This window comes from Wielerella bovis, from assembly GCF_022354465.1.
Taxonomy (GTDB): Bacteria; Pseudomonadota; Gammaproteobacteria; order Burkholderiales; family Neisseriaceae; genus Wielerella; species Wielerella bovis.
Map to the genome: position 1 here is coordinate 2,207,382 of NZ_CP092361.1, position 17,949 is coordinate 2,225,330.

12 protein-coding genes and 1 pseudogene are annotated in these 17,949 nt (G+C 42.2%); 11 read left to right on the top strand and 2 right to left on the bottom strand.

All coding sequences use genetic code 11. The features are described 5' to 3' along the window. Window positions 1-172: 172 nt before the first annotated feature. Entirely contained in the window at window positions 173-1,108 is a 936-nt protein-coding gene (locus MIS45_RS10765; RefSeq protein WP_249450520.1) for an ABC transporter ATP-binding protein, read from the bottom strand. Between the two features lie 753 nt (window positions 1,109-1,861). Between MIS45_RS10765 and ftsY the strand changes: the two genes are divergently transcribed. Continuing rightward, the gene (gene ftsY / locus MIS45_RS10770; RefSeq protein ID WP_249447748.1) at window positions 1,862-3,154 is read left to right on the top strand and encodes a signal recognition particle-docking protein FtsY; all 1,293 of its coding nucleotides are present in this window, start codon (window positions 1,862-1,864) and stop codon (window positions 3,152-3,154) included. Window positions 3,155-3,208: 54 nt separating this feature from the next. On the opposite strand, the gene MIS45_RS10775 is transcribed toward ftsY, so the two are convergent. After that, complete coding sequence (locus tag MIS45_RS10775; RefSeq protein ID WP_249450521.1) at window positions 3,209-4,546, bottom strand: PA14 domain-containing protein; 1,338 nt, start codon at window positions 4,544-4,546, stop codon at window positions 3,209-3,211. 233 nt (window positions 4,547-4,779) lie between these two features. Between MIS45_RS10775 and gloA2 the strand changes: the two genes are divergently transcribed. The 10 genes and pseudogenes from gloA2 (at window position 4,780) to MIS45_RS10825 (ending at window position 17,678) form a co-directional block, all read left to right on the top strand. Then, window positions 4,780-5,157 (top strand): SMU1112c/YaeR family gloxylase I-like metalloprotein, encoded by a 378-nt coding sequence (gloA2, locus tag MIS45_RS10780; RefSeq protein ID WP_249446906.1) that lies wholly within the window; start codon window positions 4,780-4,782, stop codon window positions 5,155-5,157. A 13-nt stretch (window positions 5,158-5,170) separates the two neighbouring features. Continuing rightward, window positions 5,171-6,532: a phosphatase PAP2/dual specificity phosphatase family protein gene (locus MIS45_RS10785; RefSeq protein ID WP_249450522.1), complete on the top strand. Its 1,362-nt coding sequence runs from the start codon at window positions 5,171-5,173 to the stop codon at window positions 6,530-6,532. A 250-nt stretch (window positions 6,533-6,782) separates the two neighbouring features. After that, window positions 6,783-7,418: an endonuclease III gene (gene nth / locus MIS45_RS10790; RefSeq protein WP_249450523.1), complete on the top strand. Its 636-nt coding sequence runs from the start codon at window positions 6,783-6,785 to the stop codon at window positions 7,416-7,418. Window positions 7,419-7,853: 435 nt separating this feature from the next. Further along, entirely contained in the window at window positions 7,854-8,066 is a 213-nt protein-coding gene (gene rpsU, locus MIS45_RS10795) for a 30S ribosomal protein S21 (protein ID WP_249442630.1), read from the top strand. Window positions 8,067-8,174: 108 nt separating this feature from the next. Beyond that, complete coding sequence (locus MIS45_RS10800) at window positions 8,175-8,618, top strand: GatB/YqeY domain-containing protein (RefSeq protein WP_249450524.1); 444 nt, start codon at window positions 8,175-8,177, stop codon at window positions 8,616-8,618. 285 nt (window positions 8,619-8,903) lie between these two features. Further along, window positions 8,904-9,206: an IS630 transposase-related protein gene (locus MIS45_RS10805; RefSeq protein ID WP_249441922.1), complete on the top strand. Its 303-nt coding sequence runs from the start codon at window positions 8,904-8,906 to the stop codon at window positions 9,204-9,206. A gap of 85 nt (window positions 9,207-9,291) precedes the next feature. Further along, a pseudogene (locus tag MIS45_RS10810) lies at window positions 9,292-9,741 on the top strand (transposase). Between the two features lie 508 nt (window positions 9,742-10,249). Further along, entirely contained in the window at window positions 10,250-11,026 is a 777-nt protein-coding gene (locus tag MIS45_RS10815; RefSeq protein ID WP_249450525.1) for a transporter substrate-binding domain-containing protein, read from the top strand. Window positions 11,027-11,693: 667 nt separating this feature from the next. Beyond that, complete coding sequence (gene dnaK / locus MIS45_RS10820) at window positions 11,694-13,607, top strand: molecular chaperone DnaK (protein WP_249450526.1); 1,914 nt, start codon at window positions 11,694-11,696, stop codon at window positions 13,605-13,607. 525 nt (window positions 13,608-14,132) lie between these two features. Beyond that, window positions 14,133-17,678, top strand: a complete 3,546-nt coding sequence (locus tag MIS45_RS10825) for a PilC/PilY family type IV pilus protein (RefSeq protein WP_249450527.1) — start codon at window positions 14,133-14,135, stop codon at window positions 17,676-17,678. The last annotated feature ends 271 nt before the right edge of the window (window positions 17,679-17,949 follow it).

A 17,949-nucleotide genomic window follows, 5' to 3' on the forward strand; every position in this document is an offset into this window, starting at 1 on the left:
TGATTAAAAATAGTCACTATTCATCACACAAAAAAGGCAGCCTGAAACTTTTGCAGAACTGATTCAAATTTCCGTATCCCAATCTATAGTGAATTCAATTTAAACCAGTACAGCGTTGCCAGCTCCCTTATGTACTATGCGTACACGGCGGTCGCTGTCGCCTTGTCCTGATTTAAATTGAATCCACTATAAAAAACACGATTTGCGATTCATCTACCCTTACCGCACATTCTCCCCCACTCAATAACTTATCTGCAAAAAACACCAAATCGCCCCATTGTGGATGCACCACCGTAACGCGCCAACCCAAAGGCAGCCTGAAACACTCGCGCACCGCACACAATACGCCATTTTCATCCACACGCACCGCATCAGGCGGCACATAATGCGCATCGCTCACATTCCAGCAACCCAACAAACGCGCCGCTCGCGCATCAATCGGACGTGCCAATATGGCATCGGGCGTATCCAGTTGCAGCAATTTTCCCTCCGCCATCAATGCCAAAGTATCCGCCATAAAACAGGCTTCCGCAGGGTCGTGCGTTACCAGCAACGCAGGAATATTTTTGCGCCGCACCAAATCGCGGGTCAAAGTTTGCAGTTGCGTGCGTAATGCGGTGTCCAAACTGGAAAACGGCTCATCCAGCAACAAAATTTTTGGTTCGCCAGCCAAGGCACGCGCCAAGGCAACGCGTTGTTTTTCGCCGCCCGACAAGGCATCAATTTGTCGTTCCGCCATTTTGTCCAAGCCTACTTCACTTAATAATTGTTGCGCGGTGTGGCGCGCGCTTGCTTTATCCACGCCACGCATCCGCAAGCCAAATGCCACGTTTTGCCATACATTTAAATGTGGTAATAAGGCGAAATCTTGAAACATCATGGCGACATGGCGGTTTTCAGGCTGCCTATTTTTTTGGGAAACATTGTCCAACACAATATCGCCACTATCGGCATGGGTCAGCCCTGCGATGATGTTTAATAATGTGGATTTACCGCTGCCACTTGCGCCCAAAATAGCGGTAATACTGCCATTGGCGACCGTAAAACTGATGTCGTGTGCGACTGTTTTGTGTTGAAAAGATTTATAAATGTGAACGAGTTGCAGCATAATAGGCAGCCTGAAAAATTAGGAATGACAAAATTATAACGGTTTTGTATTAAAAAATTCATTTTCCCAAATGTTTCAGGCTGCCTGAAATCGGGTACAATACTTTTTTGCTTAAACTTTACCAGTAGAGAACGCGCCATGTTTAGCTTTTTAAAGAAAATTTTTAAATCAGAAGAACAGGTTTCTCCCAGCACGCAGCCTGAAAAAGTAGAAACGGCTGCGACAGAAATCGCGCCTGTTAATGAAGAACACGCAGCAGATACAGTCACACCAGAAACAACTTCTGCGGTTGATACGGCAACAGAACAAACGGAAACTACGACCGAAACCACATCGGAAACACAAACGCAGCCTGAAAACGAAATTGCGCCAGAACATTCTGAAACCACAACAAATAATTTGGTTGAAAATACAGAAACCGTTGCTGCAACCACATCAGAAACCGAAACACAGCCTGAAAAAGTGGAAACATCTACGGCAGAAGTTGCACCTGTCAATGAAGAATATGCAGCGGATAAAGTCACGCCAGAAACAACTTCTGCGGTTGATACGGTAACAGAACAAACGGAAACTGCGACCGAAACTGTATCAGAAACACAAACGCAGCCTGAAAACGAAATGGCGGCAGAACATTCAAAAACACCACCTGCAATACAAACGCAGCCTGAAACCACAACAACGACAAATAATTGGACAACCCCCAGCAGCAATATCGCACAAACGCTCAAACCCGTAGAAGATTGGGCGAACGATATGGCACATGCAGTCAAAGAAAAAGCGGATGAATTGGAATTGCGCGCGGGTATTTTGGCAGATGAGGCGGTACAAACTGTCAAAGATTTGGCGCATGACGCGGAGGAATTGGCAGATGCTGTCAGCGATAAATTGGACGAATTGGAACTTCGTGCAGGCATCGTAGCCAATGAAGCGGTTGCAGCAGTCAAAGAAAGTGCGGAAACACTGGAACAAGCTATTGTGGGCGAGGAATTGCCACAACCTGAAATGCTGCCTGAACCTGCTGAACTCACACCCGTTTCTGAACCACATTTGGCAGAAAATCATGCTCCTATTCCTGCCGAAGCTGCCACCATTTTGGCAGCAGATGACGATGACAATAAATTAAGCTGGGCGGCGCGTTTGGCGCGCGGTTTGAGCAAATCGCGTAATCATATGGCAAAATCATTGGCTGGCGTATTTGGCGGCGGCAAAATTGATGAAGATTTGTATGAAGAATTGGAAACGGTGCTGATTACCAGCGATATGGGTATTGAAGCAACCGAAATGTTGATGAAAGAAGTGCGTCAGCGTGTTTCGCTCAAAGGTTTGAGCGATGGCAATGAATTGCGCCAAGCCTTGAAAGAAGCGGTGTTTGATTTGCTCAAACCGTTGGAAAAACCGTTGGAAATTCCCAATAATGGTCAGCCGTTTGTGATTATGATGGCGGGGATTAATGGTGCGGGCAAAACGACTTCTATCGGCAAATTGGCAAAATATTTTCAATCGCAAGGCAAATCGGTTATTTTGGCGGCTGGCGATACTTTCCGTGCGGCGGCGCGTGAACAGTTGCAAGAATGGGGTGCGCGTAATGGCGTAACCGTGATTTCGCAGGAAAAAGGCGACAGCGCGGCGGTGTGTTTTGATGCGGTGGAAGCGGCAAAAGCGCGTGGCATTGATATTGTGTTGGCGGATACGGCTGGACGTTTGCCGACTCAGTTGCATTTGATGGAAGAAATCAAAAAAGTCAAACGTGTGTTGCAGAAATCTATGCCTGATGCGCCACATGAAGTGATTGTAGTATTGGATGCGAATATTGGACAAAATGCAGTTAATCAAGTGATTGCGTTTGATGATGCGTTGGGCGTTACGGGTTTGATTGTAACCAAATTGGACGGAACAGCACGCGGTGGTGTGTTGGCGGCATTGGCAAGCAATCGCGCTATTCCTGTGCGCTATATTGGCGTGGGCGAGCGCATTGATGATTTGCGTCCATTTGATGCGCGTTCGTTTGTAGATGCGTTGTTGGACGATAATCAACCACAAGAATAATTTTAATTAAATAGGCAGCCTGAAAATATTTTTTCAGGCTGCCTATTTATTGGTTTATTCTTCCGCACTACATTGTTGAGATGCAATCCGTCGCAATAATTCCGCTTGAGGCGTTAATTGAGCTATTTGATTTTCCACAGAATAATATGGAACATCAATCTGTTGTTCTTCCTTATGCACATTAAATCCTGCCAAATTGATGCGATATGTTTGCATTGCAAATCGCGCCCATTCTGCACTTAATTCTTGCGCTTTCTTATCATCGGGACAAACATATCTTGATTTTTTATCAGCAAAAAAATTAGTACACCTGCAATGTGCAGCATCATAAAATACATACGATGATGGTGAAGATAAGCTCACTGGACTACCCATTCTCGCTACAACAAATTGAGGAATAGCGTTTACTTTATCATTGGCCACAATAAAGCCATTTGATTCTGTCAAAATTGCCAGCGGTGATGAGCCACCATGCAGTTGCCAAATTACGGTATCACGATTCTCCAAAACCAGTATATAAGGTTGTGTAGCATAGGGCAAATTCACGTCTATTCGACGATTAGCTTGAGTGCTGCCATTAACCAATACACTATACAAAAAAGGTGTCCTCCCTGTGGACAGCATCGCCAATTTATCACCAATATCTTCCTTGATTTCCCCCTTAACAGGTTGAATTTGACTGAATAAATCCAGTTGTTCTACTGACACTCTACTACTAAACTCCAATTCTAAAATATATTCCCCAGCCGCTAATTGCAACATTTCCGTAGGCGTACCCCCACTTTGATTATTATTATAAATGCGGTGCTTATTTAACGTTATCAGCAAATCTCCCGTTCTACTGGTAGAAAGACGATAGGTTCCATCAACTGGAATACGAATTTTACCAATCCAATAAGTTTTTAAATTAGACCCAAGAATACCATGCAAATCAGATTGGCTATGCAAATCAATCTGCGCAACATTTTCTTGATGCACCACTTTTTCAGGCTGATTTTTATCAATAAAATAAACATCAAACCCTTGTTCAGGAACGTGATTATTAGGATTGACTTGTGCTGCAATCGGCAACGGTTTGACCAAAAAATTATCTAATCCAAAAAAATCAGGGGAGCGGTAAACCGCTTTCTCATTAATCACTTTCTTTTGTGATTCATTTTTTGTACGTTCTCGCTGTTCTTTTTGTTCTTGCAATTCATTCATTATATTGTCTATTTGCGTTTGCTCATCAAATTTTCCAGCCAGATAAGCAGCCACTTTATCTTCATTTGCTTTCAAATAACACACACCCAATGAAAGCAGGATTAGAGCCCGTATAACCACAGGATAAATAGAATGATGTTTAGATTTGGTATGGCGCTTGGTACGATGTTTAGTATAACGTTTAGACATGATAGGCAGCCTGAAAAATTATGAGAGATAATGATGGCATTATAAAGAAAAAATAATACGAATTTCAAAAATTTATGCGTAAAATATGCCCTATTATAGTCGCTTAAAATAAAAATAGGACAAGGCGACCACCCCCGCCGTGTACATCTAGTACATAAGGGTGTGGGCAACGCAGTAGTATTTTTAATTTTAAGCGACTATATTTTCAGGCTGCCTATCCACAAGGAACCCCCATGCGCCATCATCACACCGCCTTAATTTGCTCCAATTACACCATTTCCAAAAAATTCTACACCGAAATACTTGGTTTCACGATATTGGGCGAATATTATCGCGCCGAACGACAATCGTATAAACTAGATTTAGGCATTGGGCAAGATTATGTTTTGGAATTATTTTCCTTCCCTAATCCACCACCACGCATGACCCAACCCGAAGCCTGCGGTTTGCGCCACATTGCCTTTGCCATTACCGACCCTGTTGCTTATCGTGCTACATTGCAAGCCAAAGGCGTTGCCTGCGAAGCCATTCGCACCGATGAATACACAGGCAAATTATTCTTTTTTATCCGCGACCCAGATGGTTTACCCATTGAATTTTATCAAGAATAGACAACAACACATCATGAAACCCACTTTTTCCCAATCCCTACTCAAACTCATTCTAACCGCCGCCTTGTTTTATGCCAGCTACGGTTTGACCAACTGGCTGACCGCACAACGCGATTTTGTTCCCGAAATCATCTTCCATTGGGAACACAATCTCCCCTTTTGGGCGTGGACGATTGTGCCGTATTGGTCGCTTAATATCTTGTATGGACTCGGTTTTTTCCTGTGCCACAATCGTGCCGAACAAAATCGCTATCTCGCGCAACTCATCGCCGCGCAAAGCATCGCCATCATTTGTTTTATCCTGTTTCCGCTGCATATTTCGTGGCAAAAACCGCCCACCGATGGATTGACAGGACAACTGTTTGCATCGCTCGCCACCTTTGACCAACCGTATAATCAAGCCCCATCGCTGCACATTATTTTAACCATCGTGGTCGGTTATTTTTATTGGCGGCGATTAGGCAGCCTGAAAAAACACCGCACCACCATTCGCGGCGCGTGGCTGATTTGGTGCACCCTGATAGCCCTATCCGTGCTGACCACGTATCAACACCATTTTATAGACATTCCCACAGGCGCATTGGTCGGCTTGCTAATCGTGTGGGCATTGCCCTACGAACGTCGCTCACCGCTTGTCCACCGCGTCATTTACACGCCAAAACACACACGCTGGGCAATGTTGTATTTTGCGCTGGCGATTGTTTCAGGCTGCCTTGCTTATATTATCAATGGCGCAGGTTTATGGTTATTTTGGGTCAGCGTATCGTGTTTATTGATGGGATTAGCGTATGCAAAATTTGGTGCCAATCTGCTGCAAAAACAAAACAATGGACGACACACATTTGCCGCCACTTGTTTATTTGCACCGCAAATACTCGCCGCCAAACTCAATCAAATCATCTGGTTGCGCCACGATACCGAATCCGAACACATTGCCGAAAATATTTTTATAGGCAGCCTGAAAGCCTTGAAAAATCCAAATTTTCAGGCTGCATTAGATGTTTGCGCCGAATTACCTGCTTGCCGCACGCCGCCAAACTATGTCGCCCTGCCGATGCTGGATATGGTTCCCCCAACTGTCGCACAATTAGCGCAAGCCGCTGCCCATTTGGACAGATTACATCATCAACAACAAACCGTTTTGGTGTGTTGCGCTTTGGGATATGGACGCAGCGCCGCCGTGATTTTAACGTGGCTGATGCTGTATCGCGCTTACGATTGGGACGAAGCCGTTGCATTGCTGCACGCCGCACGTCCAAAAGCGGTCGTGTCTGCCGATGTCCGCGCTGCGATAGAAGCATTGCGTTTTCAACGCCTATTATTAACAACATTAAGAATAGGGCAGCCTTACAGTACACGACATTTTTTGAAATAAGCACGAATCTTGTCCCCTCTCCCGTCCTAAACGGGGAAGAGCTAGGGTGGGGGAAAATCGGTGAAAACAAATTTATTTTTCTGAAAATCAACGAACCACTCCCACCCTAACCCTCCCCCGCCAGCGTGGGAGGGGACAGATTTCAGATAATATTAAAGATTTGTGTCGCGTACCGTAGAGCAGCCTGAAAATATTGAATCAAATCGTTTATAATCCCCTTTTTTCAGGCTGCCTATCGCATCAAAAAAACATGAATAAACAAATCCGTACCGAAATGTTCACCCGTTGGCGCGAAGCCAATCCCAATCCCACCACCGAACTCAATTTTTCCAGCCCATTTGAATTGCTGATTGCCGTACTCCTGTCCGCGCAAGCCACCGATGTCGGCGTAAATAAAGCCACCGCCAAACTCTTTGCCATCGCCAACACACCGCAAGCCATGCTGGATTTAGGCTTGGAAGGCATTATGGAATACACCAAAACCATTGGTTTGTACAAAACCAAATCCAAACACATTATAGAAACCTGCCAAATCCTCATTAACAAACACAACGGCGAAGTCCCCCAAACACGCGAAGAATTGGAAGCCTTGTCGGGTGTCGGGCGAAAAACCGCTAATGTCGTGTTAAACACCGCATTTGGACAGCCCGTGATGGCGGTGGACACGCATATTTTCCGTGTTGGCAATCGCACAGGTTTAGCGCGTGGTAAAAACGTGCGCGAAGTGGAAGATAAGCTGATGAAAAATATCCCCAAAGAATTTTTGATGAACGCGCACCACTGGCTGATTTTGCACGGACGCTACACCTGCAAAGCGCAAAAACCACAATGCCAAACTTGTCTGATTAACGATTTGTGCGAATATGGCGGCAAAACGATAGTGTAGAACCTGTGTTCGTAAGATTGATAGCTTGATTTTATTGTCAATTCATGCGAATACAAGGCGGCTTCCCACGCCAATATTGAACATATTGGCGTGGGAAGCCAACGCAGTAGTCGTATGAAGTGGCGATAAAAGCAAGCTATTAAGATTATGAACACAGGTTCTTATTTTCAGGCTGCCTATTTGCTTGACGTATCAAATAATTGCTGCCATAATTCGCCGATTTTGTAACACAGCCGTTTATCTCAAAACGGCTGAATCATTTTTTGCGGCACGGTCAAATTCACGCGCCGCCCAGTTAGGGGGTGATGTTTACATCATCGGGCGTAGAATTTCTGCCTTTTGACAATCAATGGAAAACAGTCAAAAAAACAAATCATTCAGGCAGCCTGAAAGCTGCTAACCCTTTATTTAAACATCATTTTTTAAGGATTAAAAATGCCTACTATTCGTGTAAAAGAAAACGAACCATTTGAAGTTGCGATGCGTCGCTTTAAACGCGCTATTGAAAAAACTGGCTTGCTGACCGAGTTGCGCGCTCGTGAAGCATACGAAAAACCAACAACTGAACGCAAACGTAAAAAAGCTGCTGCGGTAAAACGCTTGCAAAAACGTCTGCGTAGCCAAACTTTGCCACCTAAAATGTATTAATTTTCAGGCTGCCATTATTGCGTTTTGATGATAATGGCATGGCTATATTTAGATATACACCGCAAGCGATTGAGTTTGCGGTGTTTTTTATTTTTGAAAGGAAAAAAGATGAGTTTAAAAACACAATTAACCGAAGACATGAAAACCGCGATGAAGGCGAAAGACAGCATCACTTTGTCTACCATTCGCTTGATTAACACCGAAATTAAACAATTTGAAGTGGACGAACGCCAAGAAACAAACGATGCAAAAGTAGTTGCCATCATCATGAAAATGATTAAACAACGCAAAGACAGCGCGAAAATCTACACCGATGCGGCGCGTGAAGATTTGGCAGCAAAAGAATTGGCAGAAGTGGACGTTTTGAATCGCTATTTGCCTGAAATGTTGTCAGCGGACGAAATTGCGGCGGAAGTGGCAAAAGCGGTGGCGGAAACAGGCGCAGTGGGCATGGGCGATATGGGCAAAGTGATGGGATTGCTGAAAACCCGTTTAGCTGGCAAGGCGGATATGGGAGAAGTGAATAAAGCCTTAAAAGCAGCGTTGAGTTAATCACAATTCATTTTACGATTACCCTATTTTAACGCGAGTTCGGGATAAGAAATAAATTAAGCATTTGTTTTAATAAAAAAATCTTCCGTAGGGTGGGTGCTTGCACCCACGAGTTTACCGTAGCATTATTGAGAATTTGATTTCAGGCTGCATGAACATGGTGGATGCAAGCACCCACCCTACGCAAGTCATTTATTTTCATAGAATTTTTAATTTTTCTTATCCCGAGTTCGCGTTATTTTATAGGTGTAGAATTAAATAAACGGTACACACAGGAGAACAGTTATGGCTTATTCACAAGATTATCGCCAAATGATTTTAGAAAAATTAAATTCGGGTTACAGCTACCGTGAATTGGCAGCGGAATATGGCATCAGTCGCAGTACCATTCAACTATGGAAAAAATGCATTGAACGTAAACCCTACCCCAAAAGAACCAATAAAATCAATGATGAATTATTGCGAAAAGACGTAGAACAATTTCCTGATGATTTTCAAAGAGAACGCGCTGTTCGCTTTAACTGTTCACAAAGAGCCATTGGTGTGGCACTTAAACGGCTAAAAATCACTCAAAAAAAAGATTCTTAAACACCCCAAAGCTCAACCCGAAACAATTGAACAATTTCTCTCATTAAAACAACAGTATGAGCAAGAGAAACGTCCTATTGTTTATATTGATGAAAGTGGTTTTAAAAACCAAACTTATCGTCCTTATGCCTATGCGCCAAGAGGACAAGTTTGTCATGGCAATCACAACTGGCAAATCAAAAACACAACCAATGCCATTGGCGCACTGTACCAAAATCAATTGATTGCAGTGGGTTTGTATGAATTCAGCATCAATTCAGATGTGTTTTATTCATGGGTTCAAAACGTTTTACTGCCACAATTACCGCCCAACAGTGTTTTGGTAATGGATAATGCGACTTTTCACAAACGTCAGGACATTCAAGAGCTTATTGTTTTATAAGGGCATGTGATTTTATGGTTACCGCCATACTGTCCTGATTTGAATTTAATTGAGCACACTTGGGCTTGGATTAAACATTTACGTCAAGATTGGTTATTGGATTGCATTCACTCTTTGTTTTTTTATTTTACTTGGTTGTGTACCGAATTTTAATTTCTTTATCTATACAGTCAGTTAAAATAAAAATCTTTGTAAAACCTATTCAGGCAGCCTGAAACTCGCAGGTCGGATACTCGAATCTAAAATTTTTTTATATAAAACAAATAGTTGTTAAATAATAAAAATACCAGACTCGAAAACCCGACCTACAATTTTAAGTTTTACAAAGATTTCAAACTATAGTTGTTTAAAATATATAGTGAATTCAATTTAAACCAGTACAGTATTGCCAGCTTCCTTATGTACTAGATGTACACGGCGGTCGCTGTCGCCTTGTCCTGATTTAAATTGAATCCACTATAAGAATTTTATTAATAACCCAATCCGACAAAAGCACTTGCTTTTTCTAGCATCTTATGTTAATAATGAACGCATCAAATTTTCACACTAGTAAATTCATCTATGGTATGAAAAACTCTTTTGCATTCATTTTTTAATTGATAAATCAATCTATTAAAATTATGAATACAGTTTCTCAATCTTTTTTGTAAAGGACTACTCAATGAAAAAATGGACATTGATTGCATTAAGTATTTTGTCATTAAGTGCATGCCAAGATGCTTCAAATCAAAACACATCAGCAGCAAGTACTCCTCCTACTGAAACTGGTAGTGAAAAAGTGTATCGTGTGGCTATTGAACATGAATTTAGCCCTTTTATTATTCCTGGCGCAGGAACAACTACTGGCTTTGAAGCCGAATTGTTACAGGAAATTGCTAAAAAACAAGGCTTTCAGGTTAAATTTGAACCCACTCTTTGGGAACAGGTTTTCCCAAAATTAGATAGTGGAGAATCTGACATTGCTGGTTCTGGCATCATCATGACCAGTGACCGTGTAGCAAAATGGGATTTTAGCGAACCCTTTATTGTTGCTAAATATGCAGCTATAGCATCAGAAGAAAGTACTATTAGCAAAAGCGCAGATGTTAAATCTAAACGCATTGCCGCAAACAAAGGAACAGCATTGGAAAATTTTGCTGAAAGTCTGGGTGCTGAATTGGTTCAGGCTAATTCTGTTTTTTTGAGTATTCAAGAAACCATGAAACGTAATACAGAAGCCACCATGGTTAATAGCGTCATTGCGGATTATTATGTTGCGCAATATCCAGACCAAAAACTGAAAGTAATTGCTTTTAATGATGTTGAACTACCTATTGGTTTTGCAGTTAAAAAAGGCAATACCGAATTGAAACAAAAAATCAACGCTGGTTTAACCCAAGTAAAAAGCGATGGCACATACGACCGTTTGAAAGAAAAATGGCATATTCACAACCATTAATTTCATAATTGATGATTGAGATACAAACAGGGCAGATTTTATCTGTCCTGTTTTTTGTTGGTATGAAACCTTCGTATGGTGGATTTATAGTGAATTCACTATAAAAAATTGTCGGATGCGAATATCCTACCTATAGTCGTAGAAATGAAAATGCAGTACAAGGCGACAACGCCCGCCGTGTACGAATAGTACATAAGGGCGTTGGCAACGCCGTACTGCTTTTTCAGTTCTGCGACTATACAAGTTTTCAGGCTGCCTTGCAGTACACGACAAAAAAACATTCCCGTAGGTCGGGCATTCATGCCCGACATGATGAATCACAGCGTATTATGTCGGGCATAAATGCCCGACCTACAATAAATCGTGGACTGTAAAGGCAGCCTGAATCAGTTCTGCGCAAGTTTCTTTTTTAACCATTCATTGCATTTTAAATAACACTTGATAAAATAATAACTTATCAAATAAATCTTATACTCATATCAAAAAAATCTCCATTTCCCACTTGAAAATACGCTTGTTTACCCTATCTACCGCGCATCGGGGTTGTAAATTGATTTCAGGCTGCCTCAACAGCAAAATGCAGCCTGAAAACTTGAAAATGCATATATTTACCCCACATTCACAACATCATTCAAATATAAATATTTTTATTTTAGGAGCTAAAACAATGGCAAAAGTAATTGGTATTGACTTGGGTACCACCAACTCATGCGTGGCGATTTCCGAAAACGGACAAACCAAAGTGATTGAAAACGCGGAAGGCGCGCGCACCACACCGTCTATCGTGGCGTACACCGACAACGAAACTTTGGTTGGCGCACCTGCCAAACGCCAAGCGGTTACCAACGCAAAAAACACCATTTACGCGGCGAAACGCTTGATTGGTCATAAATTTGAAGATAAAGAAGTACAACGCGACATTGAAACCATGCCATTTGAAATCATCAAATCGGCAAATGGCGATGCGTGGGTGAAAGCGCAAGGCAAAGAATTGTCGCCACCACAAATTTCTGCCGAAGTATTGCGTAAAATGAAAGAAGCGGCGGAAGCCTATTTGGGCGAGAAAGTTACCGAAGCGGTGGTAACCGTGCCAGCTTACTTCAACGACAGCCAACGCCAAGCAACAAAAGACGCGGGTCGCATCGCAGGCTTGGACGTAAAACGCATCATCAATGAGCCAACGGCTGCAGCTTTGGCGTTCGGCATGGACAAAGTGTCTGGTGGCGACCGCAAAGTAGCCGTGTACGACTTGGGTGGCGGTACATTTGATATTTCCATTATTGAAATCGCGGACGTGGACGGCGACAAACAATTTGAAGTTTTGGCAACCAATGGCGACACTTTCTTGGGCGGAGAAGACTTTGACCAACGCATCATTGATTTCATCATTGCTGAATTCAAAAAAGAACAAGGCATTGATTTGAAAGGCGACCCAATGGCAATGCAGCGCGTGAAAGAAGCTGCGGAAAAAGCCAAAATTGAATTGTCCAGCGGTCAGCAAACCGAAATCAACTTGCCCTACATCACCATGGACGCGACTGGCCCCAAACACTTGGTGCTGAAAATCACTCGCGCCAAATTTGAGAGCTTGGTGGAAGATTTGGTAAAACGTTCCATTGAGCCTTGCCGCATTGCACTGAAAGATGCTGGTTTGAGCGCGTCCGATATTGATGACGTGATTTTGGTGGGTGGTCAAACCCGTATGCCAAAAGTACAAGAAGAAGTGAAAAATTTCTTCGGTAAAGAACCGCGTAAAGATGTGAATCCTGACGAAGCAGTGGCGGTTGGTGCAGCGATTCAGGGCGAAGTATTAGGTGGTGGTCGCACAGACGTATTGTTGTTGGACGTTACGCCATTGTCTTTGGGTATTGAAACGATGGGTGGCATCATGACCAAACTCATCCAAAAAAATACCACTATTCCGACCAAAGCATCGCAAGTGTTCTCTACTGCGGAAGACAATCAGCCTGCGGTTACGATTCATGTGTTGCAAGGCGAACGTGAACGCGCTTCTGCCAACAAATCTTTGGGACAATTCAACTTGGGCGACATCGCACCTGCACCGCGCGGTATGCCGCAAATTGAAGTCACTTTTGATATTGACGCAAACGGTATTTTGCACGTTTCCGCCAAAGACAAAGGTACGGGCAAAGCGGCAAATATTACCATTCAAGGTTCTTCTGGTTTGAGCGAGGAAGAAATTGAACGCATGGTAAAAGATGCCGAAGCGAATGCCGAAGAAGACAAAAAATTGCACGAATTGGTACAAAGCCGTAACCAAGCCGAAGCCTTGATTCATTCAGTGAAAAAATCTTTGGAAGAACACGGCGACAAATTAGATGCTGCTGAAAAAGAAAAAATTGAAGCTGCATTGAAAGATGCCGAAGAAGCCGTGAAAGGCGATGACAAAGCCGACATTGATGCGAAAGCGGAAGAGTTGGGCAAAGCCAGCCAAAAATTAGGCGAAATCGTGTATGCACAAGCGCAAGCAGAAGCAGAAAAAGGCGAGACTACTGGTTCATCAAATAAAAAAGATGATGATGTAGTGGATGCCGAATTCCAAGAAGTAAAAGATAAATAATTGATTTTTTATAAATAGGCAGCCTGAAAGGATACGCTTTATACCAAAGTATATCCTTTCAGGCTGCCCTTGTTTATCACAAGCTTGTGTAGTATAGTAAGAAAATGTCGAGTTCAAGAATCCGACTTAATTTCACAAGAAATCTATTTTTCAGGCTGCCACAATGGTTTACATCATATAGAAAGGCAGCCTGAAAAAACGTATTACTTCTGGAATATAAATTGCTTGCTAAATCTAAATATTTTTTATATTGTAACATTCGTTATCAATACAATATTTCAGGTTTATTTATATAGTTAATATTTTATAGTGAGTTATATTGAGCCAAATAAAGCAATGTATCGCAAACAGTACCAATCGTACCCATGCATGCTGCATCACAATATTACTCGCTGCATTTGGCATTTAAAAAAGTGCCTAATATTGTTACCTTTTATCAAAAGGCAGCCTGAAAACACCATTCTAATTTTTATGATTTTTGCAGTTGCAAAATCAACTCGTTTCAAAAGACAGGGGCAGAATGCTATGAATCGCCGTAGTAAAAAATTTTCGCCAAAACCATCAAAATTGGCGTTATCTACACTAGCTGCGCTGCTTGCCTTGCCAACAGGACAAGCCCTCGCAAATACATCTTATCCCAGCGTGCCATTGATTTGGCAATCGGGTGCAACAGTTATTAAACCCAATATCCTATTATTCTTGGATACATCGGGTAGTATGGCGCAAACCATTTCTGCAAAGGATATTTATAGTGGTTCTCAAATAGTTTATGTGACAGATCAATGGGGTCGCAGAAAAGCTGAAAACCGTGCTATTAAATATACGGAAGCAGATTATCACGCTAATAAACCAGCTTATATTATCCAAGGTGGCGGTTTGGTTCGTTACGATATTACCAACGATAAGCCACGCATGGTTGTTGCCAAAGAGGCAATTACCAATGTGATTACCGAAACGCGTGATAAAAACCGTTGGGGCTTGGCAACCTTTGTGGCAAGTGCAAACTCTTTTAGTGCGCAATCTAATGGTTTAACAACACTGTATGATGCAAACTCTGGCAGCCAAACTGTACAAACTAGGCCTGATCAAATTTGGTACTCCATTGGCTCTGAAATTCTATCTGAAATCAAAGATATAGATAAGAATAAAGAGACTGAATTCCAATCTCTGATTAACACCGTTAAAAACCTGCCATCTAATACCAATACCCCAATTCCAAGTGCCTACTATGAATTAATACGTTACTATCGTGGTTTGGATACAGGTTCCATGCCAAACCTGTTCTATCGTGGCGCGTATGCCAATGGTAAATATACCAGCCCTATTCAATACCGTTGCCAGAAAAACTACATCATCTTTATTTCCGATGGTGAGCCAACAGGTTTACATTTGCGCTATCAACTGGGTAAATTGTGGCATACCGATACTTTAATCAATAAAGATAGTGAATTTGCGAGACAATTCAGAGCCCATCTGACCACAGCCAATGATACGGGCGTAACCCCTGAAATTGTTCGTATTGCTCACGAAGCAGACTTAATCCAAGGTGGTACGGATTTAGAAGGTAAAAGCTTTGATGATGCTGAAGGCAGTATTCAAGGGCATGATTTCAGTAAGCAAAACATCACAACCCATACTGTGGCATTCGGTCAGCCCGTTGCATTATTGGAAAGAATGGCTGCAAAAGGTGGTGGTAAATACTTCAATGCCAACAGTCCAGAAGAATTGACTGCCGCATTGATTGAGGCAACTTCTAGCGTGGCGCGCGATAGTGGTTTCTCCGCTATTGCACCAGCAGTTACTGCAACCACAGATGGTGATGGCAATACTATTGTTCAGGCTGCCATTTCTTCCATCATGTCGCCAACCACTTGGACAAGTGAAATTCGCTTCTACAAATTTAATAGCGCAACAGGTAAGTTTGATTTGAGCAGCTATGCTACGCCTAAATATACGCCAGCCGCTATGGCGATATTTAGTACTCCTGAAGGCGTGAAAACTGCAACAACTGGACAATATAACGGCTTTAGCAATAACTTGTTTGGTATTTCGCCAAACCGTACTGACCGTGTACAAGATACCGCAGTAGCCAAACAAACGATTACACCTATTGCCGTATCTAGCGATAGCACCGAATACCAAAAATTGATGAACTGGTTGTTGCGTTGGGGCGATAGCGATACTGCTGTAGGCAAAAACTACCGCAATCGTGGTTCTGAATCACTATTTGCACGTTATTTGGGCGACATCAGTGGCGATTTATTGTCTTTTGGCGATGTGAGCGTTCGAGCAAATGGCGCAAACGATTATGACCGCAAAGAGTTTATGGCTGTACCATCAAATGATGGTATGTTGCATATTTACCAAGCAAATACTGGCGCAGATAAGGACGCTAATCCATACATTGAGAAATTGCGTTATATCCCAGGTACTGCACAACGTGATACAGCTAATGACACTATCATGCGCAACTTGGTATTTACTGCTGAAAAAACCTATGGTTCAGTGGAAAATCCAAAACAAAACTTCTTGGCAGATAGCTTGATTTATATTTCTACCGATGAAGGTAAAGCAAATAATTATTCAACGCATACTGTTTTAGGTGGTTTTGGTTCAGGTGCGCGTGGTGCATTTGCGATTAATGTGGGTGGTAAAGACCATACTGGTGCAAATAAAGGCATCAGTGCTTCACAAGGTTCTTGGGCAAATGAAGTACCATTGTGGGATACTTCTACCAATAATTTTGGTAAAGCAGGTAGTTTCTACAATGAGTTAGGTTATCATTTTGGTCAAGTTAAAGTAGGTTATGTTGCAGACAAAGGCAGCCTGAAAGGTTGGAAAGACAGCCTTGCAGAAGGTGGCAATGTCTTAACTGCTGCATTAATGACCAGTGGTTTTGATAGTCCAAGTAAAAGTAAATTAGCGCTGTATGTGTTAGACCACATGGGCAAAAACTACACTAAAAAACTGAACTCTGCTGGTCAGGAAACCAATGATAACTTTGCAACAACTACTTATGGCGCAGGTGGTTTAATTAAGAAAATTGAGATTAATCGTGAATTCGCTGGTGGTAATGCAACAGGGAAAGAGGATACTCAACAAAGTATTATCGATGCACACGATGGCTTAACTTCACCACAAGGCATTGATATCAATAACGATAACATCGTAGATTTGGTATATGCTGGCGACTATAAAGGCAATATTTGGCGTTTTGATTTGCGTGGTGATAAAGACTCTTGGTTCGCTCATCAAGTTTATAAATCAGATGGCAATCAACCGTTGGTAGCAGAACCTGCGTTGTTGAACTGGGCTGATGGTAAAGTAGGTATCTATTTCGGTACGGGTAGTAATTTGTATCAAGGCGACTTGACTGCAAATGGACAACAAAGTTTGTATGGCATCTTTGATGACTACAAAAATTGTACTAAAGCGGGTGATACTGCTTGTACTACCGTTACTAAATCAGACCTGATTGAACAAACCATGGCGGAATATAATTCTGAAGGTTTCTATATCTCCAGCAAAAATGCTTATGAGAAGAAATCAGAACGCAAAGGTTTCTACATCAACGTTCCTGCTGGTTATCGTGTAACCACAACGCCTGTTGCATTGAAAGTAGCATTGCGTAGTAATGTTGGTGCAGCGATTTGGAATATTGAAAAATTGTCTGGTGCAAGCCAAGCTTTGGCAAGTTGTACACCTGATATGGTAAGCGCATCAGGTTTCCGCTTTATCGCAGATGCTTACTCAGGTCAAGCTTCACGTTATGTAAGTTGGGGTAAAACCTATGCGAAAAGCCAAGATGTGATTATCGGCTCTATTCCATACAAAGGTTCTAGCTCTCGTAGCGTTTTGGTTACTACTAGTGATTCTGCTGTGTCACAATATGGCACATTGGGTTCTGGTAAAATGCCTGAACGTGAAGGTGTACGTGAACCAACTAAAGGTTGTAGCGGTACTGAAAAATTGGCATCTGGCTCAACCGAAGAAGGTACAAGTTTGAATGATTTGGAATGTATCCCAGGTACTCCAATCGTTCGCCGTGTATCTTGGCGTGAAATTTTCTAAACCACGCGTTTAGTAACTTATCAATCCGTTTGTTTGATTTTATCAGGCAAACGGATTTTTATTTTTCAGGCTGAAACTTTTTACAAAACCTATTCAAGCAACCTAAAAATGCGTAGTCGGATACTCGTATCCGACGATTTTTAAATTATAGTGGATTCAATTTATAGTGAATTTAATTTAAATCAGTACAGCGTTGCCAGTCTCTTATGTACTCGGTGTACACGGGGTCGCTGTCGCCTTGTCCTATTTTAATTTGAAACGACTATAAAAG

Excerpts from the sequence above, each read along its gene's own strand:
- gloA2 (WP_249446906.1), top strand. The coding sequence starts at position 4,780 with ATGCGCCATCATCACACCGCCTTAATTTGCTCCAATTACACCATTTCC.
- MIS45_RS10815 (WP_249450525.1), top strand. The coding sequence starts at position 10,250 with ATGAAAAAATGGACATTGATTGCATTAAGTATTTTGTCATTAAGTGCA.
- MIS45_RS10805 (WP_249441922.1), top strand. The coding sequence starts at position 8,904 with ATGGCTTATTCACAAGATTATCGCCAAATGATTTTAGAAAAATTAAAT.
- rpsU (WP_249442630.1), top strand. The coding sequence starts at position 7,854 with ATGCCTACTATTCGTGTAAAAGAAAACGAACCATTTGAAGTTGCGATG.
- MIS45_RS10775 (WP_249450521.1), bottom strand. The coding sequence starts at position 4,546 with ATGTCTAAACGTTATACTAAACATCGTACCAAGCGCCATACCAAATCT.
- MIS45_RS10800 (WP_249450524.1), top strand. The coding sequence starts at position 8,175 with ATGAGTTTAAAAACACAATTAACCGAAGACATGAAAACCGCGATGAAG.
- MIS45_RS10765 (WP_249450520.1), bottom strand. The coding sequence starts at position 1,108 with ATGCTGCAACTCGTTCACATTTATAAATCTTTTCAACACAAAACAGTC.
- MIS45_RS10825 (WP_249450527.1), top strand. The coding sequence starts at position 14,133 with ATGAATCGCCGTAGTAAAAAATTTTCGCCAAAACCATCAAAATTGGCG.
- nth (WP_249450523.1), top strand. The coding sequence starts at position 6,783 with ATGAATAAACAAATCCGTACCGAAATGTTCACCCGTTGGCGCGAAGCC.
- ftsY (WP_249447748.1), top strand. The coding sequence starts at position 1,862 with ATGGCACATGCAGTCAAAGAAAAAGCGGATGAATTGGAATTGCGCGCG.
- MIS45_RS10785 (WP_249450522.1), top strand. The coding sequence starts at position 5,171 with ATGAAACCCACTTTTTCCCAATCCCTACTCAAACTCATTCTAACCGCC.
- dnaK (WP_249450526.1), top strand. The coding sequence starts at position 11,694 with ATGGCAAAAGTAATTGGTATTGACTTGGGTACCACCAACTCATGCGTG.